A 23,157-nucleotide genomic window follows, 5' to 3' on the forward strand; every position below is an offset into this window, starting at 1 on the left:
GTTTCCTGACCGATGAAAGTTCGTTCCTGTCGAAGCGTTTCGAGCAGTGCCATGGCCGCTCTATTCGCCTGCGCTGGGTGGACACTCCCGCTGGCTTCGACGGCCGCGGGTGAAGTGCCGAGTCCGTTTCCTGATCCTCCGGGCTATCACCGGCCGGTCACACCACCGGCCCCTGGACCAGCGGACGCGAAGCCGGCGGTCGGTCAGCAAGCGCACGCACGTCCCTGGGTACAGCTGCCGTCGCCGCAACTCGCAGCGCGATTGCAGGGATGGCGTGTCACCTTCGTGCCTGACAAGTCGGTACCTGATCCTGCGAAAGGCGTGTTTGCGTCGTTTTCCTACCTCAGCAACGACTCGACGGTCCGGCTCTTGAAAGGTGGTTTGCCGACTCCGGTCAAACTGACCCCAGTCGCCTGGCGGAAGCGCTTCATTCCAAAATCAGAGAGCCGCACCGATCCGAACGATCAGGTGATGACACAGGAACTGGTGGCTGTGCTTTCGGAGCGCGAGATTGCGCAGTTCATCACCTCGCAGCGGCTTGGCAGTCCGCGCCTGGTTGTTGGACAGAATCTTGCCGTTGCATTGGTGCAGGAGTTCGACGCTGCGCTGAGGACGCCCGGGCACAAGGAGCACATCTGGTCGATCAACTGGCGGGTCGAGACCAACCCCGGCAAGACCGACGACTATGTCGGCTACGAGGCTTGGGGTTTGTTCACGCGAGTCAACGGAGCGTTGAAGCCCTTCCACCTTGCCGCCCGTGAATCATCGTCGAGTGGTGAGAATTCAGACTACTTCTATCTGCTCGCCACCGGCGATCTCGACGGCGATGGAATCGATGAGATGGTGGTGCGGGAAATGATCTTCGAAGCAGAGGAAGACTACGTTCAACTCTGGGCATGGGAGCGCGGCATACCGGTCGCGGTCAGCAAGATTCCTGGCCCGCGCCGCAATTGACGAGATGATCGTCCAGACGACAGCCGCGTTCGGCGCGGCGACCTCTTGCATATCTTGCCAAATCTGCCTGATTGATGGGCAGGAGCTAGTCCCAATTGCCGACAAATACAACCCTTTGCCGGGCCATTTGGCGTGATATGGATGCATCTTGCCGGGTTAAGAGTTGCCGATGAGCGCTGAATCGTCTCCCAAGATCGTCATTGTCGACGAAAGCCCGATCCGGGCGGCCATCCTGGAGGAGGGGCTGCGGGAAGCCGGTTATACGGACGTGGTCCATATCAGCGAGATGCAGAGCCTGCTGTCGCGGATCTACGCGCTCGATCCCGAGATCATCGTCATCGACCTCGAGAACCCCAGCCGCGACGTGCTGGAGCAGATGTTCCAGGTCAGCCGTGCCGTGCGCCGGCCGATCGCGATGTTCGTCGACCAGAGCGACGCCGCATCGATCCAGGCGTCAGTGGAGGCGGGCGTCTCCGCCTATATCGTCGACGGCCTCAAGAAGGAGCGCATGAAGCCGATCCTCGATCTCTGCGTGTCCCGCTTCAATGCTTTCGCCAAATTGCAGGACGAGCTCGACCGCACCAAGCACGCGCTGGAGGAGCGCAAGGTGATCGACCGCGCCAAGGGCATCCTGATGAAGGTGAAGGGGCTGACCGAGGAAGAGGCCTATGTGCTGATGCGCTCGACCGCGATGCGCGAGAAGAAGAAGATCGGAGAGATCGCGCAATCGATCCTGACGGCGTCGGAGCTCTTGAAATGACCACACCCTTGCACGTCGGGTTCATTCCGCTGGTGGACGCAGCCGCCCTGATCGTCGCTGTCGACAAGGGATTTGCCACAGCCGAAGGCCTCGACGTCGCCCTGGTGCGCGAAGTGTCGTGGTCGAACGTCCGCGACAAGCTCAATATCGGCCTGTTCGATGCCGCCCATCTGCTGGCGCCGGTCGCGATCGCCTCCAGCCTCGGGCTTGGCCACGTCAAGGTGCCGATCACAGCGCCGTTCAATCTCGGGCTCAACGGCAACGCCATCACGGTGTCGCCGGCGCTGCATGCCGCGCTGATGCAGGAGATCGACGGCGACCGCTTCGACCCGATGGCGACCGCGCAGGCGCTGGCCCGTGTGGTTGCGAAGCGGCGCAAGAGCGGCGCCGAGCCGCTGACCTTCGGCATGACCTTCCCGTTCTCCACCCACAATTATCAATTGCGGTTCTGGATGGCCGCCGGCGGCGTCGATCCCGATGAGGACGTCCAGCTCGTGGTGCTGCCGCCGCCCTACATGGTGGACAGTCTCGCCAGCGGCCACGTCGATGCGTTCTGCGTCGGCGCGCCCTGGAATTCGATCGCGGTCGATCTCGGCATCGGCCACATCCTGCATTTCGTCTCCGACATCCTGCTCAGCGCGGTGGAGAAGGTGCTGGCGGTGCGGCAGGGCTGGTCGGAGAAGAATCCCGGCGTTGTCGCCTCACTGGTACGCGCGCATCTGCGCGCCGCTGAATTCATCGAGCAACCGGAGAACCGGGGCGAGGTCGCCCGCATCCTCAGCTCACCTGAGCGGCTCGGCGTCGACGCCAGCGTCATCCAGCGCACGCTCGATGGACGATTGAAGATCTCGCCCGACGGCACCATGCGCGAAAGCAATCGCTATCTGCTGGTGGGGCGCGAGGCGGCGGCGCGGCCTGATCCGGCGCAGGCGGCCTGGCTCTATGCGCAGATGGTGCGCTGGGGCCAGACGCCGTACCGGCCGGAGGCGCTGAAGGCCGCAATGGCCGTGTTCAGGCCCGACCTCTACGACGCCGCATCCGGACGCCCGGCGGGCGCCTCCAGCGCCATCGGCGCGTTCGCCGGTCCGCCGTTCGATCCGGCCGACATCCCGGGCCATCTGGCGGCGTTCAGGATCGGCCGCTGGAAGCCCTGAATGCGGCGCGGCTGCCGACGCCATCGGGGCGTCCGGCTCCTTTGCATGGGGTTGTTTTCAAGATTTTCAGTTGCCGCGGGACTGGCGCGGGTTCCCGACGCCTCGAATTGCAACGAATAAGATTCTCGGGCGAACCCGTGAGGAAGAAAAATCCTCCGGGAACCGGGTTCCTGGCGGGTGAGGCGTCGCTATTTTTGCCACCCGCTTGAATTGCGGCGCGAACGATATTCCATATGCCCGAGAATGGGGCGTTGGAGATCGACCATGCGCGAGCTATCGGCGGAGGCCCGCCTGCACTTTTACGCGCGACAGGTTTCAAGGAAGTCCGGAGCTGGAGTTCACACGGCTGCGCTCTACAGCGCCTTTGCCGTGATCGCGGCGATCGTGTTCGGCACGCTGTCCGTCCACCCGTTCTGAAAGCTTCTCAAAATTCAAAAGCCGCCGTCTGATGCGATCAGGCGGCGGCTTTGTATTGGCTGGATGCGGATCGCTCAGTAGTGGCCGTAACCGTATCCATAGCCGTACCCGTACCCGCGACCGCCGCAGGTGTTGCAGGTCTGCTGAACCGGTGCGTAGTAGGAATAGCCCGGTGAGACCATCTGGGTGCGTTCCTGGGTGGCGTATTGCGGCGGGATGCGCTCATAGGCGACGCCTTCGGGCGCGACCATCACCGTCTTCGGCACCATCACGGTACGATACTGCGCCGGCGTGCGATGCGCGACGACGTGGCCCGGCGCCACCATCACGGTTTCCTGCACCGTGCGGTACTGCGGCGGCACCGTCTGCACCTGATAGCAGGTCGTGCAGGGCTGGGGCGGCGGCGTATAGCAGCTGTAGCAGCCGGCGGAGGCCGCACTGGTGAAAGCGGCCGTGGCAACCGCTGATATTGCGAGGAAGAGGCTGGTGCGGAACATGCTTTGGTACCCAATTTCCTGAGAGGACAATCAAAGGCTCGGAAGCTGCACCTAGCAATCAAACGGCAAGTTTGGGTTTAAGAAGACTCTTAACGGAATCTAAAAGGGCCGGCGCGGCGGCCGGCCCTTGCTGATAGATGCTTCGCGGCTCACTGCGCGGTGTTGAATGGCGCAACCGCGATGCCTGCCTGCTTCAACGCTGCGCGCAGATCGCGCGCGATCTCGACCGCGCCATGCGTGTCGCCATGGATGCAGACGGTATCGGTCTGCATCTTGATCACCTTGCCGGTCACCGAGACGACCGCGCCATCCTGCACCATCCGCACCACACGCTCGGCGATCGCCTTGGGATCGTGCAGCACCGCGCCGGGCTTCTTGCGCGACACCAGGTTGCCGTCATCCTCATAGGCCCGGTCGGCAAACACCTCATGCGCCATCCGTAAGTTGGCGGCTTCGCCGGCGCGCACCAGCTTCGAGTTTGCGAGCACCACGAACACGAGGCTCGGATCGACGGCCTTGATCGCATTGGCGATCGCCCGCGCGGTCATGTCGTCCTCGCAGGCGACATTGGAAATCGCGCCATGCGCCTTGACATGGGTGACCTTGTGGCCGGCCGCGGTTGCGATCGCCTGCAAGGCGCCGATCTGGTAGGCGATCAGGTTCTCGATCTCCGAGGATGTCAGCCCCGGCATCGGACGGCGGCCGAAACCATGCAGGTCGCGATAGCCGGGATGGGCGCCGACGCTGACGCCGCGCGCCTTCGCGAGCTCGACCGTCTTGCGCATGATGTCGGCATCGCCGGCATGAAAACCGCAGGCGACGTTGACCGAGGTCGCAAGCTCGATCATCGCCGCATCATTGCCCATTTCCCAGGGGCCGAAGCTTTCACCGAGATCGCAATTGAGGTCGACAGTTTTGGTCATGACGATCGATCCGTTTGTTGTTGGTGGCTCTCTTGTTTGAGCATGATCTTGTCGGAAAACCGCTCCGCACCTTTCCGGATCATGCTCTAGGGTAGCGCGACTTGCCAGGTCGACACATCGACGGCGCTGACCGCCTGGCCTGCGACATTCGCATCCCGCAGCGCTTCGATGTTGAGGCCAAGATCCTCGATGCCGCGGAGGCGGTCGGGCAGCGAACGCAGCAGCGCGTGGAACTTGATCGCCTCGGCCTGCGCTTCCGCCATCGTCACCGCCTTGAAGCGGAACGGCCGGCCGGCCGAGATCTGCGCGAAGCGACCGAAATCCGCCGTGATCACGGTCGCGATCTTCGGATAGCCGCCGCTGGTGCCGCGGTCCGGCATCAGCACGATCGGCTGGCCGTTGCCGGGCACCTGGATGCTGCCGGTCACGGTGCCGTCGGAGACGATGTTGTGGCCGTCGAGGTGTTTGATGACCGGGCCTTCGAGACGGTAGCCCATGCGGTCGCTGGTGGCCGAGATCTTCCACTCGCTGTCGATGAACAGCTTCTTGTTGTCCTCGGCGAACTCGTCGTCCTGCGGGCCGAACACGATGCGGATCGGCGCTTCGGTCGCGGCCGGCAATTCGATGCGGCGCTCGGCGGCGCCGCTGGCGACCTGCGTCTTCAATTCGTCGCCGCTCTCCAGCGGGCGCGGGTAGGGGCTGCCGAGCCCGGCGCGGGCGTTGACGGCGAGGCTGCCGAACATCGGCTCGCCTTCGATGCCGTGCTCGATCGCGAGATAGCTGAATGAGCCGCCGCGCGCGAAGCCGAGATTGAGCGTCTCGCCCTCGGCGAGCGTCGCCGAGCTGTCGAACGCGACCGGCCGGCCGCCGATGTCAGCATTGCGCGATGCTCCGGCGAGCCCGACGCGCACCGCGCCGCCGCGTGCGGTGAAAGCGGCGCCGAACGGGCCGATTTCGACCGCGGCGGCGAACGGGTCATTGCCGACCAGCGTGTTCGCCGCAGCCAGCGAAAGACGGTCCATCGCGCCGCTCGGCACCAGGCCATAGCGCTGCGAGCCCGGGCGGCCGCCGTCCTGCACCGAACTCGCCGGGCCAATCGAGGTGACGACGAGCTTGCTCATGGCGTCACCAGTTCTGCGACGAGCGCGCCGGCCTCGGCGGCGCGGTCCTGTTCGGCAAAGGTCTTGGCGTCGATCGCCGTGAAGGTGATGGCATCGCCCGGCTCCAGCAGGAAGGTCGGATCGCGATGCAATTGATAGGTTCGCACCGGGGTGCGGCCGAGCAGGTGCCAGCCGCTCGGGCCGGCGAGGCACTGCACGCCGGTCTGGATGCCGCCGATCGAGATGGTTCCGGCCGGGGTCAGCAGCCGGGGGTCCTTGCGCCGGGGCATGTGCAGGAATGTCTCCAGCCCGCTGAGATAGGACCAGCCGGGCGTGAAGCCGATCATGGCGACGCGATAGTCACCGGCGACGTGCCGTGCCACGATCTGGTCGGGCGTGGTGTTGAGGCTCTTAGCGACGTCCTCGAGATCGATGCCATGCTCGCCGCCATAGGTGACGGGAATCCGCCAGCGCCGCGCACCGGTCTCGGTCGGCAGCGCCTTGGCGGCGCGCGCGAGCAGCTGCTCGCCGAGCGCGTCGAAGCTGATCTGCACGGGATCGTAATGCACCAGCAGCGAGCGGTAGGTCGGCACGGTCTCGGTGATGCCGGCGATCGGCTCGGCTGCGATCACGCGGTCGAGCGCGAGCACCCGCCGGTTGGCGGCGTCATCGATGGTGCGGCTGAATTCCACCGTGATGGCGCTGTCGCCACTCGGCAAAAGGCGGGGAGGACTTAAGGGTTCGGCCATTTGGATCAAGCGGACTTCGTCGGCCATCAAGCTAGCGTGTTTCGATTCAAAACGGAATTCGCTTCGTGCAAAATGATGCAGCAACTTCAATAAATTAATCGGCATGCCGGCGATAAATTTGGCTGATCGCAGCATTTTCGCGCAGCCCTTGACGCACGGCCTTTGCCCGGCAACATGCGCCGGTCTTTTCCTCCCATCGGAGCAAGCTCTCGAGATGTCACTGTCCACTGAGGCGATCGCGACGCTGTCGCACGTGTCCACCGCCACCATCACCACGGTCCTGCTCAAGAAGGGCCTGCGCAACATCTGGATGCGCGGCACCAAGCCGTTGAAGCCCGGACAGAAGCGGCTGGTCGGACCGGCCTTCACACTGCGCTTCGTGCCGGCCCGCGAGGACCTGGCGACGCCGGAATCGTGGTCGTCACCGATCTCGACCCGTACCGCGATCGAGGCGATGCCGGCGGGCTGCATTGCCGTGGTCGATGCCATGGGCATCACCGATGCCGGCATTTTCGGCGACATCCTCTGCGCGCGCATGGTCAAGCGCGGGGTGACGGCGCTGATCACCGACGGCGTGGTGCGCGACCTCGAGGGCGTGCTCGGCACCGGCCTGCCGGTCTGGTGCGACGGCTACGCTGCGCCGCCGTCGGTCGCAGGGCTGACCTTCGTCGGCTGGGGCGAACCGATCGGCTGCGGCGGCGTTGCCGTGTTTCCGAACGACGTGGTGGTGGCGGACCAGGACGGCGCGGTGCTGATCCCGCAGGCATTCCTCGACCACGTGCTGGCCGAAGGGCCGGAGCAGGAACGGATGGAAGCCTGGATCGTCAACGAGGTGAACAACGGCGCCCAGTTGCCCGGCCTTTATCCGATGAATGCCGAGACCAAGGCGCGCTACGCCGCAACCAAGAAATAACGTCAAGAGAGGGAGGTAACCCCATGGATATCCACGTTTCCGGCTCGCGGCCGACCCGCCGCGCGCCGAAGGAGAACTTCACCGGCAGCGTGCTGCAGGACCCGATCAACATGGCCCCGGCGCCGGCCCGGCTGAACGCCTCGCGGGTGTCGTTCGAGCCCGGTGCCCGCACCGCCTGGCACACCCATCCGCTCGGGCAGACGCTTTACGTGATCTCGGGCATCGGCCGCGTGCAGGCCAAGGGCGGGCCGATCCGTGAAATCCGGCCCGGTGACGTCGTCTGGATTCCGCCGAACGAGAAGCACTGGCACGGCGCTTCGCCCGGCAACAGCATGACCCACATCGCCATGCAGGAGGCACTCGACGGCGTGTTCTCGACCTGGATGGAGCACGTCACCGACGAGGAATACAACGGCAAGCTCGGCTGAGCGCTCGTTGCTGGCCAAGTCAGAAAGCCCCGCTCGTGAGCGGGGCTTTTACTTTTCCGATGCAGGCAATCAATTCACCCGCGTCCATGTCTGGCCGCCGCAGAACATCCCGCCGAACGCGCAGCCCTGCACGCGCAGCGTGTCGGGGCTCTTCAGCGCGATGGTGGAATCGTAGGTGCTGCCGCTGTTCGGATCGAAGATGCGGCCGCTCCACTTGTCCTTGCCCGGCTTCATGTTGATCAGAACCTGTTCGCCGTTGGCGTTCGACTTCCTGTCGACCGAGTAACCGCAGAGATTGGCGCCGCATTGCTCGATGCGGACCTTGCCTTCCTTTTCTTCAGTCAACCAGACGCCGAGCGGCGAGTTGGCTGCCTGCACGGGGTTCGCTGCAGGCTTCGGTGCAGGTGAGGCGGCGCCGACCGTTGGCGCCGGGATCGGACTCGCCGCCGGCGCCGCGCTTTGCTGAACAGCCGGTGGCGCCGGTGGTGGTGGCGGAGCGGTCGTTGCGGCTGTCGGCGGCGCTGCCGGGGCAGCTGCCTGATCAACCGCGGCCGGTGAGGGTGATGCAGTGGCCGCGGGTGGCGTGACGGGCGTGGACGGAGAATCCGTCCTGGCGTCCTTCGGCGCCGTCTCGCGCTTCTGCTCGGCGTCCCTGGGCTTGGCGCGTTTGGAACTGCGGCCGGTGTTGTCATAGACGCCGGGGATCGAAACCGTTCCACGATCCGGATCGATGCGAATGGTGCGGCCGCCGTAATCGAATGTGTATTGGGCCTGCGCTGTCGCCGTGCTCGCCAGCACGAGCGTGGCGATCGCCAGAAGCTTCTTCATCTCGACCTCCGGTGCAGGGAATCCCGTTCGCAAGGCTATCTGGTCACCGCCTCGTTGAACGTGTCCCAGATCACGGTCAGAACATGAGTCGTGTCCTCGCGGCTTAGGTTCAAAGCATTGGATCGCGGTTCGGTTTCAGTCCGTGCCCATCAATTCTTGGGAACGCCGGTCTGACGTTGCAGGTTTATTCGAACCACGCAGCGTAGATCTTCGCGTAGCTGCCGTCTTCGCGCGTGATGTGAAGCCACTGGTCGACGAACGCCTTCAACGCGACGTCGCGCTGCATCCAGTAGGCCTTCTCCGCGAAGTCGAACGGCTTGTCGGGATGCACGGCGCAGAGCACGCCGGGGTGCAGCTTCTGCTGATAGCGTGTCTCGGACGCGTCGGTCATCATCAGGTCGGCGTCGCCCTTGGCGATCTCGTCGAAGATCCTGGTGTTGTCGTTGAAGACGCGGATGTCAGCGGTCTTCACATTGGCGCGCGCAAAGCGCTCGTTGGTACCGCCGGGATTGACGATGACGCGGGTGCCAGGCTTGTCGATCTCGGCGAGCGTCTCGAACTTGGCCTTGTCGGCGCAGCGTGCGATCGGCGTCTTGCCCTCGCGCATGATCGGCGTCGAGAACAGGCCCTTCTTCTGCCGATCGTAGGTGATGGAGACGCCGCCCATCGCGATGTCGAAATCGTCGGCCTCGAAATCTTTCATCATTTGAGGCCACGATGTCGGCACGAACTCGACCTTGACGCCGAGCGCCTTGCCGAGCGATTGCGCCATGTCGACGTCGAAGCCGCGAAACGTCTTGGTCTCCTTGTCGAGTGCCGTGAAGGGAAGATAGTCGCCGGTCATGCCGACGCGCAGCGTGCCGCGCTTGACGATCTCGTCGAGCCGCGATGGCGCCGGCTGCGCATGCGCGGCAGACACGAGCAACACGAGAGCGAGACCGGCGAGCGCGCGAAACATCAAATTTCTCCGTCAATTCCGATGACATGTGGTTGTGGAGCATTTAGACCAGATGGGACGATCGAGCCAGCATCGCGGGCGCAAAAGTGACCATCTCGCTCCATGAAGCATCCGTCGGCATCTATGTGCCGTATCTGCACAATCTTTCCGCGCTGCTCGATCATGCCGAGGCTCACGCGATCGCTCGCGGGTTCGGCCCCGACGTGTTGCTCGGCATGCGGCTCGCGCCGAACATGTACAGCCTTCGCGAGCAGATCGGAGAAGCGAACCGGCACGTCGTCTTGAGCTGCGCGTTGCTGGCGGGGTGCGCGCCGCTTGCCTTCGCAGCGGCGGAGCCCGACATCGCCGAGTTGAGGGCGCGGATTGCCGCGACGATTGATTTTGCGCTGGGTTTGCCGCGCGAGGTGATCGACGACGCCGCCGACCGCGACGTCGTATTCACGTTCCGAAGCGGCGCGACCAGGCCATTCACCGGCAAATCGCTGATCCTGACCTTCAGCGTTCCGCAGTTCTTCTTCCATGTCGCGACCGCCTACGACATCCTGCGCCATGCCGGCGTCGATCTCGCGAAGAAGGATTTTCTGGGACCGCCGAGGCTGCCGCAGGGTTAGGCCTCGTTGCTGTCCCGGCTCATCCGCAGGGCGGCAGCAGTGCGGCTGGCGATCTCGTGTTTGAAATGCTCGAAACGCCGTCGCGCTTCGGCCTCGCGGTCGTCGACGAATTTGATCGCGGCATCCCGGTCCATCGGCCCGTTGACCAGCGGGGCCGATCCTTCGCCGACGGTCTCGTCGACATAGTACTGAGCGCCGTCCTGGCGCACCGTCCAGTGGAAGCGCAGCGCGGCCATCGGGCCTGGTCCGGACTTCGAATAGCCGTTGGCCTCGATCGGCTGGGGCGGCTGGATCGGCTCCGGCTCCGGCGCGCTCGGCTCGGGCTCACTCGTCGGCGGCTCACTGGGCTCAGCCTGTGCGACCGGCTGAGGCGGTTCGATCGGCGGCGGCTCCTCGATCGGCGCTGGCTCGACAGCCGCCGCTTCGACAGCCGCCGGTTCGGCGGGCGCGGCCTCGATGGTCACGGTCTGGATGGATACGGTCTCGACGGTAACGACTTCGACCGACGTGGGCAGGGGCGGCGGCATCGCGATGGAGACCGGCGGAGTCGGCTCAGCTGCCTTGTCGGTCTTGTCGTCGGGCGACTTGGCCTTCTCGGGAGGTATCTTGGTCTGATCGAGAATGCTCGCGATCGCGGCAAGCGCATTGTCGGTCGGGTCGCTCACGGTTCGGTCTCCCAGGCACGACGCCGGCGGAATCGTGCCGACGCCCTTCCTATCTACCTGATCTGACTGCCCTTTGTCAGCCCGTAGCTGCGGCGAGGCCGAAGCTGCGGGTTCAATCGGATGCGTTTTCCAGACGCAAACCGCCACCCATTTTGCTTGAAAACGCTCCTAAGCACAAACCGGCGGACGGCGGTCCTTCCAGGGACGCACCTGTTCGAGCTGGCCGGCCAGGCGGAACAGCAGTCCTTCCTCGCCGAGCTTGGCCGCGAACATCATGCCGAGCGGCAGTCCGGCCTCGTTCCAGGCCAGCGGCACCGACATCGCCGGCTGCCCGGACATGTTGAACATCGAGGTGCCCGGCATGTAGCGGCGCAGCACCGGCGCGATGTGGCTCAGATCCTCGGACATCGTGTTCAGCTCGCCGAGACGAAGTGGCGGCGCGCACAGGGTCGGGCTCAGGAAGATGTCGCAGCCCTCGAAGAAGGTCGCGAGCCCGCGCGAGACCTGGAATGCCGCAAGCTGCGCCGCGACATAGTCGGCCGGCGTCATCTTGACCGAGTTCTGGCCGCTGGCGAGCGTCAGCCGCTCGACGTCGTCGGACGTCAGCGTGCGCCCCACCCGCTGCTCAAGCAGGCGGATGGTCAGCGCCGTGTTGCCGCCGACGATCGTGGTCATGAGCGCGGCCGGATCGGCCGCAAGCGACGGCGCGCGCTCCTCGACGTGATGGCCGAGGCCGGCCAGCAGCTTGGCGGTGTCGCGGACCGCCGCTGATATCTCCGGATCAATCGCATCGCCATAGGGCGACTTGTCGGTGAAGCTGATGCGCAACTGACCGGGGTCGCGGCCGACTTCCTGCGAGAACGGCCGCTCCGGCGGCGGCGCGACGTAGAGGCTCGACGGCTCAGGACCGTGGATCGCATCCATCATGACGGCGCTGTCGCGGACGCTGATGCTGAGCACATGGCCGACCGAGAAGCCGCCCCAGCCTTCGCCGCGATCGGGACCGCAGGGATTGCGGGCGCGCGTCGGCTTCATGCCGAACACGCCGGAGGCGGAGGCGGGAATCCGGATCGAGCCGCCGCCGTCGCTGGCATGCGCGACCGGCAGGATGCGCGCCGCGACCGCAGCCCCGGCGCCGCCCGATGAGCCGCCGGAGGAATGCTCCAGATTCCAGGGATTGCGGGTCGGGCCGAACAGACGGGATTCCGTCGTCGGCATCAGGCCGAATTCCGGGCTCGCGCTCTTGCCGAAGATCGCAAGACCCGCATCCAGGAAGCGCTGGGTCAGCGTCCCGTTGTGGTCGGCGACGAAATCCTTCAGCAGGCTGGCGCCCGACGTGGTGCGGGTGCCCTCGAGCAGATCGAGGTCTTTCAACAGGAACGGAACGCCGGTGAACGGGCCGTCAGGCAGGCCCTTGGCGATCTGGCGCTCGGCGTAGTCGTAGTGCTTGACGACGACCGCGTTGATCTTCGGGTCGACGGCGGTGGTGCGCGCGATCGCCTCGTCGAGCAGTTCCTTTGGCGTCACCTCTTTCTTGCGGACGAGCTCGGCGAGACCGACCGCATCGTAGTTGCCGAATTCCTTGAAAGCCATGTGCATGCTCCGCATCGCCGGGCCGACCTCGCAAGGTCGGCCACAGCGCGACTAGAGCACGATCCGGAAAAGTGTGAAGCGATTTTTCCGAAAGGATCGTGCTCAAACAACAAACGAAAGCGCGATGACGTCATCGCGCCTTTGGGAAGGCTGAAGGTTCAGCCGAGGACGTCCTGGTTGATCACATTCTGGCGCAGCGGATTGCCGTCCAGCACGCTCAGGATATTGCGCGCGGTCTGCTCGCTCATGCGATCGACGGCCTCGACGGTCACGCCGGCCACATGCGGTGCCATGATCACGTTCGGCAAAGCGTGCAGCGGTTGGCCGACCGGCGGCGGTTCGACCTCGAACACGTCGAGACCGGCGCCGGCGAGCTTGCCCGACACCAGCGCATCGTGCAGCGCCTTCTCGTCGACGATGCCGCCGCGAGCGGTGTTGATGAGATAGGCGGTCGGCTTCATCAGCCCGATCCGCGCCGCGTTGAACAGGCCGACCGTTTCCGGATTCTTCGGGCAATGGATGGTGACGAAATCGGCCCGCGGCAGCGCCGCTTCGAGGCTCGACACGGCCTCGCAGCCGGCCGCGGTGATCTCGCTGGCGGGCTTGTAGGGATCGTAAACCAGCACGTTCATTTCCATCGCAAGGCAACGCTTGGCGGTGCGAGTGCCGATCCGGCCGAAGCCGACGATCAGGACGGTCTTGCCGTAGAGGTCGAAGGGCAATACGCCGAGCCGGCTCGCCCAGGTGCCGTCCTTGACCATCGTGTGCATTTCCTGCGCGCGCTTGGCCAGCGTCAGCATCATGAACAGGGCCTGCTCCGCGACCGACGGCGAGTTCGCGGTGCCTGCGACCATCAGCGGCACCTTGCGGCGGGACAGTGCCGGCACATCGACAGCGTCATAGCCGACGCCAATCCGGGTCACCACCAGCATGCCCTTGGAGGCTTCGAGCTCCGCCTCGCCGAAGCGGGTCGCGCCGAGTGCCACGCCATGGACCGGCGCGTGCTGCTCCAGCATCGCCTGGAAGTCCTTGGCCGTGATCAGGTTGGGAAATTCGATGAGTTCGACGTCGTCCCGCTCGTTGAGGAGCACCCGTGCCCCCGGCGAAAGAGTCTGGGTGATGAAAATCTTCTTCTTGTTGGTGGCCATTTCCCGCCCTTGAGGTTTCTTGTGCGCCGTCAAAGGACGGCGCCGGTCACCTCGTTTAGCAAATGCATATTGTTGAGGTCCACAGCCAATCGGAGCGGGCTGCCATCCTGCGCGCCGGCATTGGGACTGACCCGGCCGCAGACCTGGGTGCCTTCGAGCGTGAAATAGACCAGGGTCTCCATGCCCATCGGCTCGGTGACGTCGAGCACCGCGTCGAACGGCTCGACACCCGGCTCGGCATGCGGCCGCGCATCCATCACATGCTCGGGCCGGATGCCGAGCAGCAGCTTGTCGGTGCGCGAGAGGGCTTGGTAGCGGGCGGCGCGCGCCGGCGGCAGGGCGAAAGCGAGGCGATCGGTCAGCCGCACGTTGAGCTTGCCGCCGACGTCCTCGAGCCGGCACGGCACGAAGTTCATGGCGGGCGAGCCGATGAAGCTCGCGACGAAGCGGGTCGCAGGCTTGTGGTAGAGTTCGTTCGGCGTGCCGATCTGCTCGATCCTGCCGTGGTTCATCACCACGACGCGGTCGGCCAGCGTCATCGCCTCGACCTGGTCGTGGGTGACGTAGACGGTCGTGGTGCGGACTTTCTGATGCACCTTCTTGATCTCGATCCGCATCTGCACGCGCAGCTTGGCGTCGAGGTTGGACAGCGGCTCGTCGAAAAGGAACACCTTCGGATTGCGCACGATGGCGCGTCCCATCGCGACGCGCTGGCGCTGGCCCCCGGAGAGCTGCTTTGGCTTGCGGTCGATCAGGTCGGTGATGTCGAGCATCCGGGCCGCTTCCGTGACCCGGCTCTTGATCTCGGCCTTGGGATAGTGCTTCAGCCGCAGTCCGAACGACATGTTCTCCGCGACCGTCATGTGCGGATACAGCGCATAGTTCTGGAACACCATCGCGATGTCGCGGTCCTTCGGCGGCACGTCGTTGACGACGTCGCCGCCGATCATGATGTCGCCGTCGGAAATGTCTTCGAGGCCGGCGATCATCCGCAGCGTCGTTGACTTGCCGCAGCCGCTCGGCCCGACCAGCACCACGAACTCATGGTCGGCGATATCGAGGTCGATGCCACGCACCGCCTCGACCTCGTCGTAACGCTTCACCACCTTGCGCAAACTAACGTCGGCCATGAATTCCTACCCTTGTCGCGTTCAACCCTTTGTCGCACCGGCGGTCAGGCCGGCAATGTAGTAGTCCATCAGGAAGGCGTAGATGATCAGCGGCGGCGCGGCGCCGAGCAGGGCGCCGGTCATGATCTGCCCCCAGTTGAAGACATCACCCTTGATCAGGGTGGTGATGATGCCGACGGGCAGCACGAGCTGATCGGTCGAGGTCGTGAACACCAGGGGATAGAGGAACTGAGCCCAGGAGACCGTGAAGGCGAAGATGGTCGCCGCGATCAGGCCGGGCAGGGCGACCGGGATGAAGATCCGGGTCAGCGTCTGGAACCAGCTCGCGCCGTCGATGATCGCGGCCTCGTCGAGCTCCTTCGGGATCGAGGCGAAATAACCGATCATGATCCAGGTGCAGAACGGCACCGTCAGCGTCGGATAGATGAACAGTAGCACGTACCAGCGATTCACGAGCTGGATGCCGGTCCAGTCGCCGAACACGGCAAACATCTTGAACAGCGGGATGAACAGCAGGCTGTCCGGGATGAGGTAGGTGAGGAATACGCCGGTCGCAAGCGTCGCCGAGCCCCAGAATTTCATCCGCGCCAAGGCGAAGGCGGCCGGCACGCTGATCAGCATCGTGATGGTGACCACGATGATCGAGACCCAGGCCGAATTCCAGAAGAAGCGCAGGAACTGGTTCGAGGTCAAGAGCTGGACGTAGTTCTCGAGTGTGGGCTGGTGCACCCACCACGGGTTGGTCGCCGCCGAAATCTCGGCACTGCCCTTCAGCGACGTGATCAGCATGTAGAACGGCGGCGTCAGCGAGAAGATCGCAAACAGCGTCAGGAAGAAGTAGGACCAGCGCAGCGCCCAGGTCCGGTCGCGGCTCATGCTGCCGTATTTGACCTTGCGCGTCGGTCCCGCCTTGTCGATCGTCACTGTGCTCATCAGGATTCGTTCCCGCGTTTGGTGATGTCGCGCAGGATGAAGATCGCCGCGACCGCGAGGATCGGCACCATGAACAGCGAGACGCTGGCGCCGAGCGGAATGTCGCTGCCCTCGATGCCGACTCGGAACGCCCAGGTTGCGAAGATGTGGGTGTGGTCGAGCGGCCCGCCGGCGGTCAGGATGCGCACGATGTCGAAATTGGCGAAGGTCACGATCAGCGAGAACAGCGTCGTGATCGCGATGATGTTGCGCATCATCGGCAGGGTCACGTACCAGATGCGCTGCCACCAATTGGCGCCGTCGATTGCCGCCGCCTCATAGAGCTGCTCGGGCACCGATTTCAGCGCCGCCAGATACATGATCATGAAGAACGGCGCGCCGTACCAGACGTTGACGAGGATCACCGAGAAGCGCGCCCACATCGCATCGCCGGTCCACGGGATCGGTCCGATGCCGAAGAAGGACAGCGTGTAGTTGAAGGCGCTGTAGGACGGGTCGAACAGCCAGAGCCAGGCCAGCGTGCTCATCGCCGGCGGGATCACCCACGGAACGAGCAGCATGCCGCGCCATTTGCGCTGCTTGTTGGCGGGCACGTTGTGCACGAAATGCGCGACGATGAAGCCGATCAGCGCTTTGAAGACCACCGCGGAGATCGCGAAAATGCAGGACTGCTTGACCACCAGCCAGAAGGTGTCGCGCTTGAACAGGAACTCGAAATTGCCGAAGCCGACGAACTTCGTCATCGCCTTGTTCAGCGTCGCAAGGTGCAGCGAATAGAACGCCGGATAGATCACCAGCACGGCGATCAGAAGGATCAACGGCAGCGTCATCAGGAACGCGGACATCGACTTGCGACGGAGCGCGTTGCGCAGGCCGACGCGCCGTCGACCCGACTGGGCTGCGGCCGCACGGTTGGGGTGGAATGCGACATCAACCATAACGCAGGTCCCTCGCGCGGGTTGGTTGCAGGTCTTGCCGGGTTTGCGGCTGGGATGTTGAGGCGAGAGCTCGCACGGCCGGCACGATCGGCCGGCCGTGCGGGGCTCGCTTCTCGTCAGCTTCGCATGAAGCCTTCACACTCGCCCTCGGCCCAAGCGAGCGTCTTTTCCATCGCTTCACCCTGGTAGTACCGCAGGCACATCTTGGTCAGGGTGGCCTGGAAGTAGATCTGCTGCGCGACCTTGGGCGGCGCGGGCGAAGCCGCGATCGACAGCGTCTGGTGTTTGTAGGGGTTCGGGTAATGATAGAGCGTGCCCTTCGGCGGCCCTTGCTCTTCCCAGACCTTCAATGTCGTGAGCTTCTCGTAAGCCGGTAGATCATAGCCGCCGCTCGCGATCACCATCTTCTCGATCGATGCCGGCTGAGACAGGAACGACAGCAGGCTCTTGGCCGCTTCCTTGTTCTTCGAGAACGACCAGATCGACCAGAAGAACGGCAGATAGGGCGCGAACCGTCCCTTCGGGCCGGCCGGGAACCCGTGCGTCCAGCATTGTTCCGCGACCTGCGGCGCATCGCGCTTGGCGACCGCCCACGCGCTCGGCGGGTTCATGATCATCGCGCCCTTGCCCGCGACCAGCCATTTGTTGTTGGAGGCATCGTCCCATGCGGCAACGTCCGGCGGCAGGAAGGCGAGCAGCTTCTTGTAGAATTCCAGCGCCTGGCGCACCGCGTCGGTCTTGACGGTGAGGTTGCCCTTGGCGTCGACCAGATGCGCGCCGTACGACTGGAAGATCGCGCCGGCGGTGTCGACATTGTCGCTGGTCTCGCCGAGACCGATACCGAACGGGAAGCCCGCCTTGTGGCAGGCTTCGGCCGCCTTCAGGAACGTGTCGAGAGTCCAGTTGTCCGCCTTCGGCGGGCTTCCGGCCGGATACATCTCCTGGACGTCGATGCCAGCGTATTTCTTCATCAGGTCGATGCGCGAGCAGGGGCCCTTGATCTGACTGCCGACGCTGGCGGGAACCCCGAGCCATTTGCCGTCGGCCTGGCCGAGATACTTCACCGTGCCGTTGACCTCGCCGTTCAGCTTGACGAGCGGATCCATGATGTCGTTGACCGGCTCAAGCAGCTCGGCATTGGCCTGCGGCCACCAGGTCGGCATCTGGAAGATATCGTGACCGGATTTCGCCTGCGCCTCGGCAGCGATGGTGACGATGTTCTTGTTGCCCTGGCTGGTGATGTAGTCGATCTGGACCTCGACCTTTTCCTTGGCGGCCCATTCGTTGACGAGCTCGGTGGAGGCACTGTTCGCGCCCGGCACCCAGTGATCCCAGAAGCCCATCGAGAGCTTGCCGGCTGCGTAGGCGCCACGCACGTAGGGGGCTGTGATGAGCGCCGCCGATGACAGCGCTGTCGCCGCAACGAATTCTCGGCGCGAAAGCTTCTTCCGTGACATGGCATTCCCTCCCTGGTCGCCAACGGACAAAAGACTTTTTCGAATCCCGTTGTTGTTTTGTGCGTCGCGTTCGCGCGACGTCGCGGGATTTCGTTCATGCCGATCAGAACAGAATTGCCGGCGGCTGTCGAGAAACGAGATGCCTGTGCCACGTAGTACTAACGTTGTGGTCAAATCGCAGGCAGCGTCATCAGCATCACAGCGATTGCCGGCGGTTTGACGCGCTTCCCGCCATCATGCTGCGACGCACGCGGAGATTGGCGAAGCCGTGATCGGGGACGCTGCGCGGTTGAGCCGCAGCTTGTTCAGCCGAGCCTGATCCAACCGTGTTCCGTCATGTTGATGCCCAGCCCGGCCGATAGACTTGCCGAAGGCGGAGACGATAAGGTCGGATTCGTCGACCTACCCGCGCTTCCATTCTGCAATCCACCATCGATCACGGAGACCCGATCATGCTCATCCCGGTAGCGAAGCTGCGAGCACAATGGAGATTGTGCGCCGCGGTTGGGGCCGCCACCGTCACGCTGCTTGCAGTGCCTCATATGGTCGATGCGCAGATCGTGCAGGGCGTGGAGCAGGGCGCGCGCGAAGGCAACAAGGCCGCCGGACCGGTTGGCGGGGTTCTCGGCGGAGCCATCGGCGGCGTGGTCGGGGTTGTGACCGGCGTGACCGGGGTGTTGACCGGCAACAACGGCAATCCCAACGCCGGCAACGGCAAGAACGCGCAGGCTCCAGCGTCCGGTGACAAGCAGGGCGCCAAGGCCGCCAAATCGGCCAAGGTCGCCGCCAAGGACAAGGGCGCCAAGCAAGCACCGACGGTGCTGACCCAGGCCGGCGCACCGCAGCTCACGGCCGAACAGATCGTCGCCAATAGCGACGCCAATATCGAGCGGATCAAGAAGGAGCTCAACCTGACGCCGGAGCAGGAGAAGAACTGGGCCGGCTTCAACAGTGCGATGCACTATCTCGGGCACAACGGCGCCGACCGGCTCAACCTGCGCATTGCACGCGCGCAGCGCGATCCGCCTGACGACATCATCGAGCAGATGCGCAACGAGGCCCAGTTCCTCAATGATCGCGCGGTCGATCAGCGCGGCGTCGCCGACGCTGCCGAGCCGCTTTACGCCAGCCTCGACGACAAGCAGAAACAAATCTTCATCAACGAAATGGTCCGCCTCAGCCACGAGCGCGGGCTCGACTAGCGAGCGTCCGGCGGCGAAGTGGGGACGAATAGCCGGGCTACCATGCCCTGGGGTAGGTTAAAGGCGCAGCACCCGGCTATTCTGCCGCAGCGGCGCGGCTCGGTTAATTCGTCATTCAATGTTGAAGAAAAACGGACGGGATCACGCCCGAGTGATGGCCGAGTCAGGGCCTTGTCGGGAACCGGTTTTGCGGTGGGAAATATTGGCCGACGCTTGCATCGGCCATTTGTTGAGCAGGTAATCCGCTTCAGCTCTTGGGGAAGTTCAGCTCCACGCCGACGCCATCGGGATCGTAGAGGAAGATCTGGGTGTCGCCGGTGCGCGGCACGATCTGCTCGCGGAAGCTGACATTGTTCGCCTGGAGGCGCTTGCGTACGCCGTCAACGTCGGTCGCGGCAAAGGCGATATGGTCGAGGCGGCCGGTGTCCTCATATTTCTTCTCCGTCCCACGCACGACGATGCCGTCGCGCGGCTTGCGGGTGCCCATTAAATGGACGGTGGCCTGACCGCCGGAATAGAGCCAGTAGCCTGGAAAATCGAGCGGCGGCCGATCGCCATTCTCGAGCCCGAGCACATCGCAATAGAACGCCTTGGTCTTTTCCAAATCCTGCGGTTCGATGGTGAAATGCTGCAGTCCGCCCAATGGCATGGTCGTTCTCCCTGAGAATTCAGATCAGACGAAGCTGAGGTCGGCATCGACGCCGAGCATCCAGGCGCCGACGGTCTCGAAATGACTGAAGCGGCCCTGCAATTGCTGGGTCACTGTGTGGATGTCGCGGAAGCGCCGTTCCAGCGGATGGCCGTCGAAGATCGCGGTCGCGCCGGCCGTGCTGTAGGCGAAGTCGACCGCCTCGCGCGCCTTGTGGATGGCGTGGGTCGCCGCCATCCGGATCGTCATGCGCTGCGCGACCGTGATGCTGTGGCCGGCGACCAGGTCCTTCCAGATGTCCGCCATCGATTGCAGCAGGAAGGCGCGGGCGGCGCGCAAATTGACCTCGGCCTGGGCGAGGCCGGACTGCACCACGGCATTGTCGCGCAGCGTCTTCTTCATGCCGCGCGGCACCTTGTTGCGGGCAACGTCGACGAAATTGTCCAGCGCACTGCGGGCGATGCCGCAGGCGACCCCGGCGAAGCCGACCTGGTAGCAGGTGTGGTTGCTCATCCGGTACAGCGGACCATTCTCGCGGCACTCGCGCTCGAATTCGCGGGTGATCGAATGGTCCGCGCGAACGAAGAAGTCGTCGAGCGCGAACTGGTCGCTGGCGGTGCCGCGCAGCCCGACCGTGTTCCAGATGTCGGTCCATTCGACTTCCTCGGTTCGCACCAGCATGGTGCGTTCGAGCTGCTCGCCATTGGCGTCGCGGCGCGGCGAGCCGTCCGCGGCATAGATCGGGCAATGGGCGCCGAGCCAGGTGGCGTGCCGGCCGCCTGACGCGAACGACCAGACCCCGGTGACCCGGTAGCCGCCCTCGCATTCGATCGCCTTGACCTTGGGGCCGGGGCCCCAGGCCAGCACCGCACGCGGGTCGGCAAACATCTCCTGCGCGACCGGCAGGTCGAGATAGGCCGCCGACATCGCACAGCCGCCGGCCTGGCTCAGGCACCACGCCGTCGAGGCATCGGCCTTGGCGATGGTCTCGATGGCATGGAAGAAGGTGACGGGATCGGTCTCGATCCCTTTGGTCGAACGCGGCAACAGCAGGCGGAACAGGCGCGCCTCGTGCAGCCGGTCGAGCAAATCGGGCGGCAGGCGGCGAGTTGTTTCGATCTCGTCGGCGGCGGCCGCAACTGCGTCCCGGATCGACTCGGCGCGGGCGATCACGTCACGATCGCCCGCAAGATCTGCTGACGTCACGCTCATATTCGCCTCCCTCAGGCGCGCCGGATGGTGGCGGAGGCCGCGACGTCAGCCGCCGCGTTGAGCTCCCTGTCAATCTGCTCGATCGACTTGCCCCGGGTCTCGAGCCCGAAGAACAGATAGACGGCGCCCGCCATCAGGAACCAGCAGCCGAGATAGACGAAGGCGGTCGGGATCTGGGTCAGCGGCACGTCCGGCTTGAGATAGTTGTTCGAACCGACGATCAGTGCGAGGCCGACCGGCCCGATGATCTTGCCGATGCCGCCGAAACCGTAGGCCGAGCCCATGCCCGTGGTGCGCAGATGCGACGGCCAGACCTCCGCCGCATAGGGCCCGACGATCGCAAAGCCGCCGTCGGCGAAGAAGAAGGCGGCGCCGAGCAGCAGCCAGAACGCCGACATGCCGAACAGCGTCGCGTCGTAGTGATAGCCGGCAATGATGGTCAGCGCGCCGGCGCCGAGGCCGAGCAGGCCGCCGGCGATGCGCCGTCCCAGCAACTCCGAGAACCAGGAGAACGAGATGCGGCCGAGGAATCCGGTGACGCTGAGCAGGATCATCATCTTGGCGGCTTCCTGCGGCGTGACCTTCAGCAGCAGCACGAACAGTGCGGGCGCCCACAGCGTGATGCCGTAGACGCCGGTCTGCGCGCCGGCGTTGCCGAGCCAGGAGACGATCAGGCTGCGCGGATATTTGAACAGGTCGAACCAGCTGGTCGTGACGATCGGCCCGGCGTCGGCCGCGCTCGGCAGCGGCAGCTCCGATGGCGGCACCTGCAGGGCCCAGGCGAGCGACTTGCGGGCCTCGTCATAGCGCCCTTGCCGGCACAGCCAGCGTGGCGACTCCGGCACCCAGAGCCGGACCAGCAGCACGAGGACCGCCGGCAGTACGCCGATCGCAAACAAAAGCCGCCACTGATCGGTGCCCATGATCGCGCCCAGCACTGCGCCAAGGCCGACGCCGAGCGGGATCACGCAGGTGACGAGCCCGCCGACCCAGCCGCGCTTGTGCGAGGGCATGAACTCCTGCACCAGCGGCAGGTCGACGCAATACAGGCCGCCGACGCCGGTGCCGACGAAGAAGCGCAGGATTGCGAGGTAAACCCAGCCATTGTCGGGCGTGAAATAGAGCAGGCCGGTCGCGATCGAGAAGTTCAGCACCGTGCCGATGAAGACGATGCGGCGCCCGACCCGGTCGGCGAGCCAGCCCCAGAGATAGGCGCCGATGATGGCGCCGATGCCGGAACTCATCAGGACGGTGGCCGATTGGCCGAAGGTGAGCTTCCACGGCCCGATCAGGAAGGCGAGCACGAAGCCGATCAGGAAGTAATCGAAGAATTCCAGCGCATCGCCGATGATGGCTGCCGCAAGGATCTTGATCTGGTTGCCGGTCAGAGTCGTCCGGCGATCGAGGATCTCGAACATGGCGCGTCTCCCCTTGGCGCCTGTTCGTTGTTGTTGCGAGCGTGCGTTGCGCCGGCGCATCGCCCATAAGATGAGGCTATCCTCGTGCTGTCGCGAACGGCAAGCCCGCACCGGCGCGGGGCTCGTCTGCACGAACGCGATAAGCAATTCGGCTTGCCGCTGCGCACAAATCATGGTGCGAAAGCCTGATGTGAGCCGTGCCAGCCGTTGACTCCTGCGATCCCGATCGCCCACGTTTGTGGCAAGAGAGCGGGGGAGACAGGCCGGGTGGACGAGAAGCGCAGGCATCCACGAACCGAGGTCAATGAACCCGGCTATGTCTCGTCGGGCGGTTCGGTCATGCACTGCACGATCGTCAACATCTCGGCGGAAGGCGCCGCCATCGAGGTCGAGAATCCGGCATTCGTCCCGCATAGATTCCGCCTGATGATGGCCCGCGACGCCTCGGTGGTCTATGAGTGCCAGGTGATCTGGAGCAAGAAGACGCGGATTGGAGTGAGTTTCGTGACGACCGCCTGAG

At 64.6% G+C, this 23,157-nt stretch carries 25 protein-coding genes; 9 read left to right on the forward strand and 16 right to left on the reverse strand.

Annotated elements, in window-relative coordinates:
• Window positions 1-51 precede the first annotated feature (51 nt).
• The 4 genes from CK489_RS27960 (at window position 52) to CK489_RS27975 (ending at window position 3,285) form a co-directional block, all read left to right on the forward strand.
• On the forward strand, window positions 52-954 hold the full coding sequence (locus CK489_RS27960; RefSeq protein WP_143278242.1) for a hypothetical protein: 903 nt from the start codon (window positions 52-54) through the stop codon (window positions 952-954).
• A gap of 169 nt (window positions 955-1,123) precedes the next feature.
• Window positions 1,124-1,714: an ANTAR domain-containing response regulator gene (locus CK489_RS27965; protein WP_028332037.1), complete on the forward strand. Its 591-nt coding sequence runs from the start codon at window positions 1,124-1,126 to the stop codon at window positions 1,712-1,714.
• Window positions 1,711-2,868 (forward strand): CmpA/NrtA family ABC transporter substrate-binding protein, encoded by a 1,158-nt coding sequence (locus tag CK489_RS27970; protein WP_095734520.1) that lies wholly within the window; start codon window positions 1,711-1,713, stop codon window positions 2,866-2,868. The genes CK489_RS27965 and CK489_RS27970 overlap by 4 nt, the downstream gene beginning before the upstream one ends.
• Before the next feature lie 264 nt (window positions 2,869-3,132).
• On the forward strand, window positions 3,133-3,285 hold the full coding sequence (locus CK489_RS27975; protein ID WP_198961038.1) for a hypothetical protein: 153 nt from the start codon (window positions 3,133-3,135) through the stop codon (window positions 3,283-3,285).
• Between the two features lie 74 nt (window positions 3,286-3,359).
• On the opposite strand, the gene CK489_RS27980 is transcribed toward CK489_RS27975, so the two are convergent.
• From CK489_RS27980 to pxpB, 4 genes are all read right to left on the reverse strand, one after another.
• The gene (locus CK489_RS27980) at window positions 3,360-3,782 is read right to left on the reverse strand and encodes a hypothetical protein (protein WP_050630764.1); all 423 of its coding nucleotides are present in this window, start codon (window positions 3,780-3,782) and stop codon (window positions 3,360-3,362) included.
• 149 nt (window positions 3,783-3,931) lie between these two features.
• Entirely contained in the window at window positions 3,932-4,705 is a 774-nt protein-coding gene (locus tag CK489_RS27985; protein WP_095734522.1) for a LamB/YcsF family protein, read from the reverse strand.
• 86 nt (window positions 4,706-4,791) lie between these two features.
• Window positions 4,792-5,826 (reverse strand): 5-oxoprolinase subunit C family protein, encoded by a 1,035-nt coding sequence (locus CK489_RS27990; protein ID WP_095734523.1) that lies wholly within the window; start codon window positions 5,824-5,826, stop codon window positions 4,792-4,794.
• Window positions 5,823-6,554 carry a 5-oxoprolinase subunit PxpB gene (gene pxpB, locus CK489_RS27995; protein ID WP_050630762.1) on the reverse strand — a complete coding sequence of 244 codons (732 nt, stop codon included), beginning with the start codon at window positions 6,552-6,554 and terminating at the stop codon, window positions 5,823-5,825. The genes CK489_RS27990 and pxpB overlap by 4 nt, the downstream gene beginning before the upstream one ends.
• A 214-nt stretch (window positions 6,555-6,768) precedes the next feature.
• Here pxpB and CK489_RS28000 point away from each other — a divergent pair, with 214 nt between their 5' ends.
• Together CK489_RS28000 and CK489_RS28005 are read left to right on the forward strand one after the other, a co-directional pair.
• Window positions 6,769-7,467, forward strand: coding sequence for a ribonuclease activity regulator RraA (locus CK489_RS28000; protein ID WP_095734524.1), 699 nt, complete (start codon window positions 6,769-6,771; stop codon window positions 7,465-7,467).
• Window positions 7,468-7,490: 23 nt separating this feature from the next.
• Entirely contained in the window at window positions 7,491-7,895 is a 405-nt protein-coding gene (locus tag CK489_RS28005; protein WP_029081862.1) for a (R)-mandelonitrile lyase, read from the forward strand.
• Between the two features lie 69 nt (window positions 7,896-7,964).
• Here CK489_RS28005 and CK489_RS28010 read toward each other — a convergent pair whose 3' ends face one another.
• On the reverse strand, window positions 7,965-8,723 hold the full coding sequence (locus tag CK489_RS28010) for a DUF2147 domain-containing protein (RefSeq protein WP_095734525.1): 759 nt from the start codon (window positions 8,721-8,723) through the stop codon (window positions 7,965-7,967).
• A gap of 184 nt (window positions 8,724-8,907) precedes the next feature.
• Window positions 8,908-9,681 (reverse strand): transporter substrate-binding domain-containing protein, encoded by a 774-nt coding sequence (locus tag CK489_RS28015; protein WP_095734526.1) that lies wholly within the window; start codon window positions 9,679-9,681, stop codon window positions 8,908-8,910.
• An 86-nt stretch (window positions 9,682-9,767) separates the two neighbouring features.
• On the opposite strand from CK489_RS28015, the gene CK489_RS28020 reads away from it, so the two are divergent.
• On the forward strand, window positions 9,768-10,292 hold the full coding sequence (locus CK489_RS28020; protein WP_095734527.1) for a DUF1993 domain-containing protein: 525 nt from the start codon (window positions 9,768-9,770) through the stop codon (window positions 10,290-10,292).
• Here the strand turns inward: CK489_RS28020 and CK489_RS28025 are convergent.
• The 7 genes from CK489_RS28025 to CK489_RS28055 form a co-directional block, all read right to left on the reverse strand.
• Window positions 10,289-10,957, reverse strand: a complete 669-nt coding sequence (locus CK489_RS28025; protein WP_050630757.1) for a hypothetical protein — start codon at window positions 10,955-10,957, stop codon at window positions 10,289-10,291. The two genes, CK489_RS28020 and CK489_RS28025, sit on opposite strands and share 4 nt — an antisense overlap.
• A gap of 168 nt (window positions 10,958-11,125) precedes the next feature.
• A complete protein-coding gene (locus tag CK489_RS28030; RefSeq protein ID WP_095734528.1) occupies window positions 11,126-12,550 on the reverse strand; it encodes an amidase in 1,425 nt (474 codons plus the stop codon).
• Window positions 12,551-12,708: 158 nt separating this feature from the next.
• A complete protein-coding gene (locus CK489_RS28035) occupies window positions 12,709-13,698 on the reverse strand; it encodes a hydroxyacid dehydrogenase (RefSeq protein ID WP_050630755.1) in 990 nt (329 codons plus the stop codon).
• A 29-nt stretch (window positions 13,699-13,727) separates the two neighbouring features.
• Window positions 13,728-14,828: an ABC transporter ATP-binding protein gene (locus CK489_RS28040; protein WP_050630754.1), complete on the reverse strand. Its 1,101-nt coding sequence runs from the start codon at window positions 14,826-14,828 to the stop codon at window positions 13,728-13,730.
• Between the two features lie 21 nt (window positions 14,829-14,849).
• Window positions 14,850-15,761 carry a carbohydrate ABC transporter permease gene (locus CK489_RS28045; protein ID WP_021082228.1) on the reverse strand — a complete coding sequence of 304 codons (912 nt, stop codon included), beginning with the start codon at window positions 15,759-15,761 and terminating at the stop codon, window positions 14,850-14,852.
• Entirely contained in the window at window positions 15,761-16,699 is a 939-nt protein-coding gene (locus tag CK489_RS28050) for a carbohydrate ABC transporter permease (RefSeq protein ID WP_095734529.1), read from the reverse strand. Before CK489_RS28050 ends, CK489_RS28045 begins: the two co-directional genes overlap by 1 nt.
• Before the next feature lie 116 nt (window positions 16,700-16,815).
• Complete coding sequence (locus CK489_RS28055; RefSeq protein WP_095734530.1) at window positions 16,816-18,156, reverse strand: ABC transporter substrate-binding protein; 1,341 nt, start codon at window positions 18,154-18,156, stop codon at window positions 16,816-16,818.
• 452 nt (window positions 18,157-18,608) lie between these two features.
• On the opposite strand from CK489_RS28055, the gene CK489_RS28060 reads away from it, so the two are divergent.
• Window positions 18,609-19,358 (forward strand): Spy/CpxP family protein refolding chaperone, encoded by a 750-nt coding sequence (locus CK489_RS28060; RefSeq protein ID WP_502694143.1) that lies wholly within the window; start codon window positions 18,609-18,611, stop codon window positions 19,356-19,358.
• 247 nt (window positions 19,359-19,605) lie between these two features.
• On the opposite strand, the gene CK489_RS28065 is transcribed toward CK489_RS28060, so the two are convergent.
• The 3 genes from CK489_RS28065 to CK489_RS28075 are packed head-to-tail and all read right to left on the reverse strand — an operon-like array spanning window position 19,606 to window position 22,637.
• A complete protein-coding gene (locus tag CK489_RS28065; RefSeq protein WP_050630750.1) occupies window positions 19,606-20,007 on the reverse strand; it encodes a VOC family protein in 402 nt (133 codons plus the stop codon).
• A gap of 24 nt (window positions 20,008-20,031) precedes the next feature.
• Window positions 20,032-21,219 (reverse strand): acyl-CoA dehydrogenase family protein, encoded by a 1,188-nt coding sequence (locus CK489_RS28070; protein ID WP_095734532.1) that lies wholly within the window; start codon window positions 21,217-21,219, stop codon window positions 20,032-20,034.
• Between the two features lie 11 nt (window positions 21,220-21,230).
• Window positions 21,231-22,637: an MFS transporter gene (locus tag CK489_RS28075; RefSeq protein WP_050630748.1), complete on the reverse strand. Its 1,407-nt coding sequence runs from the start codon at window positions 22,635-22,637 to the stop codon at window positions 21,231-21,233.
• A gap of 267 nt (window positions 22,638-22,904) precedes the next feature.
• Here CK489_RS28075 and CK489_RS28080 point away from each other — a divergent pair, with 267 nt between their 5' ends.
• Window positions 22,905-23,156 carry a PilZ domain-containing protein gene (locus CK489_RS28080; protein ID WP_050630747.1) on the forward strand — a complete coding sequence of 84 codons (252 nt, stop codon included), beginning with the start codon at window positions 22,905-22,907 and terminating at the stop codon, window positions 23,154-23,156.
• Window position 23,157 lies beyond the last annotated feature (1 nt).

Origin of the sequence: Bradyrhizobium sp. UFLA03-84 (assembly GCF_002289535.1) — a bacterium.
Classification (GTDB): domain Bacteria; phylum Pseudomonadota; class Alphaproteobacteria; order Rhizobiales; family Xanthobacteraceae; genus Bradyrhizobium; species Bradyrhizobium viridifuturi.

Coding starts and splice junctions, on each gene's coding strand:
- CK489_RS27960 (WP_143278242.1), top strand. CDS start 52: ATGGCCGCTCTATTCGCCTGCGCTGGGTGGACACTCCCGCTGGCTTCG.
- CK489_RS27965 (WP_028332037.1), top strand. CDS start 1,124: ATGAGCGCTGAATCGTCTCCCAAGATCGTCATTGTCGACGAAAGCCCG.
- CK489_RS27970 (WP_095734520.1), top strand. CDS start 1,711: ATGACCACACCCTTGCACGTCGGGTTCATTCCGCTGGTGGACGCAGCC.
- CK489_RS27975 (WP_198961038.1), top strand. CDS start 3,133: ATGCGCGAGCTATCGGCGGAGGCCCGCCTGCACTTTTACGCGCGACAG.
- CK489_RS27980 (WP_050630764.1), bottom strand. CDS start 3,782: ATGTTCCGCACCAGCCTCTTCCTCGCAATATCAGCGGTTGCCACGGCC.
- CK489_RS27985 (WP_095734522.1), bottom strand. CDS start 4,705: ATGACCAAAACTGTCGACCTCAATTGCGATCTCGGTGAAAGCTTCGGC.
- CK489_RS27990 (WP_095734523.1), bottom strand. CDS start 5,826: ATGAGCAAGCTCGTCGTCACCTCGATTGGCCCGGCGAGTTCGGTGCAG.
- pxpB (WP_050630762.1), bottom strand. CDS start 6,554: ATGGCCGAACCCTTAAGTCCTCCCCGCCTTTTGCCGAGTGGCGACAGC.
- CK489_RS28000 (WP_095734524.1), top strand. CDS start 6,769: ATGTCACTGTCCACTGAGGCGATCGCGACGCTGTCGCACGTGTCCACC.
- CK489_RS28005 (WP_029081862.1), top strand. CDS start 7,491: ATGGATATCCACGTTTCCGGCTCGCGGCCGACCCGCCGCGCGCCGAAG.
- CK489_RS28010 (WP_095734525.1), bottom strand. CDS start 8,723: ATGAAGAAGCTTCTGGCGATCGCCACGCTCGTGCTGGCGAGCACGGCG.
- CK489_RS28015 (WP_095734526.1), bottom strand. CDS start 9,681: ATGTTTCGCGCGCTCGCCGGTCTCGCTCTCGTGTTGCTCGTGTCTGCC.
- CK489_RS28030 (WP_095734528.1), bottom strand. CDS start 12,550: ATGGCTTTCAAGGAATTCGGCAACTACGATGCGGTCGGTCTCGCCGAG.
- CK489_RS28035 (WP_050630755.1), bottom strand. CDS start 13,698: ATGGCCACCAACAAGAAGAAGATTTTCATCACCCAGACTCTTTCGCCG.
- CK489_RS28040 (WP_050630754.1), bottom strand. CDS start 14,828: ATGGCCGACGTTAGTTTGCGCAAGGTGGTGAAGCGTTACGACGAGGTC.
- CK489_RS28045 (WP_021082228.1), bottom strand. CDS start 15,761: ATGAGCACAGTGACGATCGACAAGGCGGGACCGACGCGCAAGGTCAAA.
- CK489_RS28050 (WP_095734529.1), bottom strand. CDS start 16,699: ATGGTTGATGTCGCATTCCACCCCAACCGTGCGGCCGCAGCCCAGTCG.
- CK489_RS28055 (WP_095734530.1), bottom strand. CDS start 18,156: ATGTCACGGAAGAAGCTTTCGCGCCGAGAATTCGTTGCGGCGACAGCG.
- CK489_RS28060 (WP_502694143.1), top strand. CDS start 18,609: ATGCTCATCCCGGTAGCGAAGCTGCGAGCACAATGGAGATTGTGCGCC.
- CK489_RS28065 (WP_050630750.1), bottom strand. CDS start 20,007: ATGCCATTGGGCGGACTGCAGCATTTCACCATCGAACCGCAGGATTTG.
- CK489_RS28070 (WP_095734532.1), bottom strand. CDS start 21,219: ATGAGCGTGACGTCAGCAGATCTTGCGGGCGATCGTGACGTGATCGCC.
- CK489_RS28075 (WP_050630748.1), bottom strand. CDS start 22,637: ATGTTCGAGATCCTCGATCGCCGGACGACTCTGACCGGCAACCAGATC.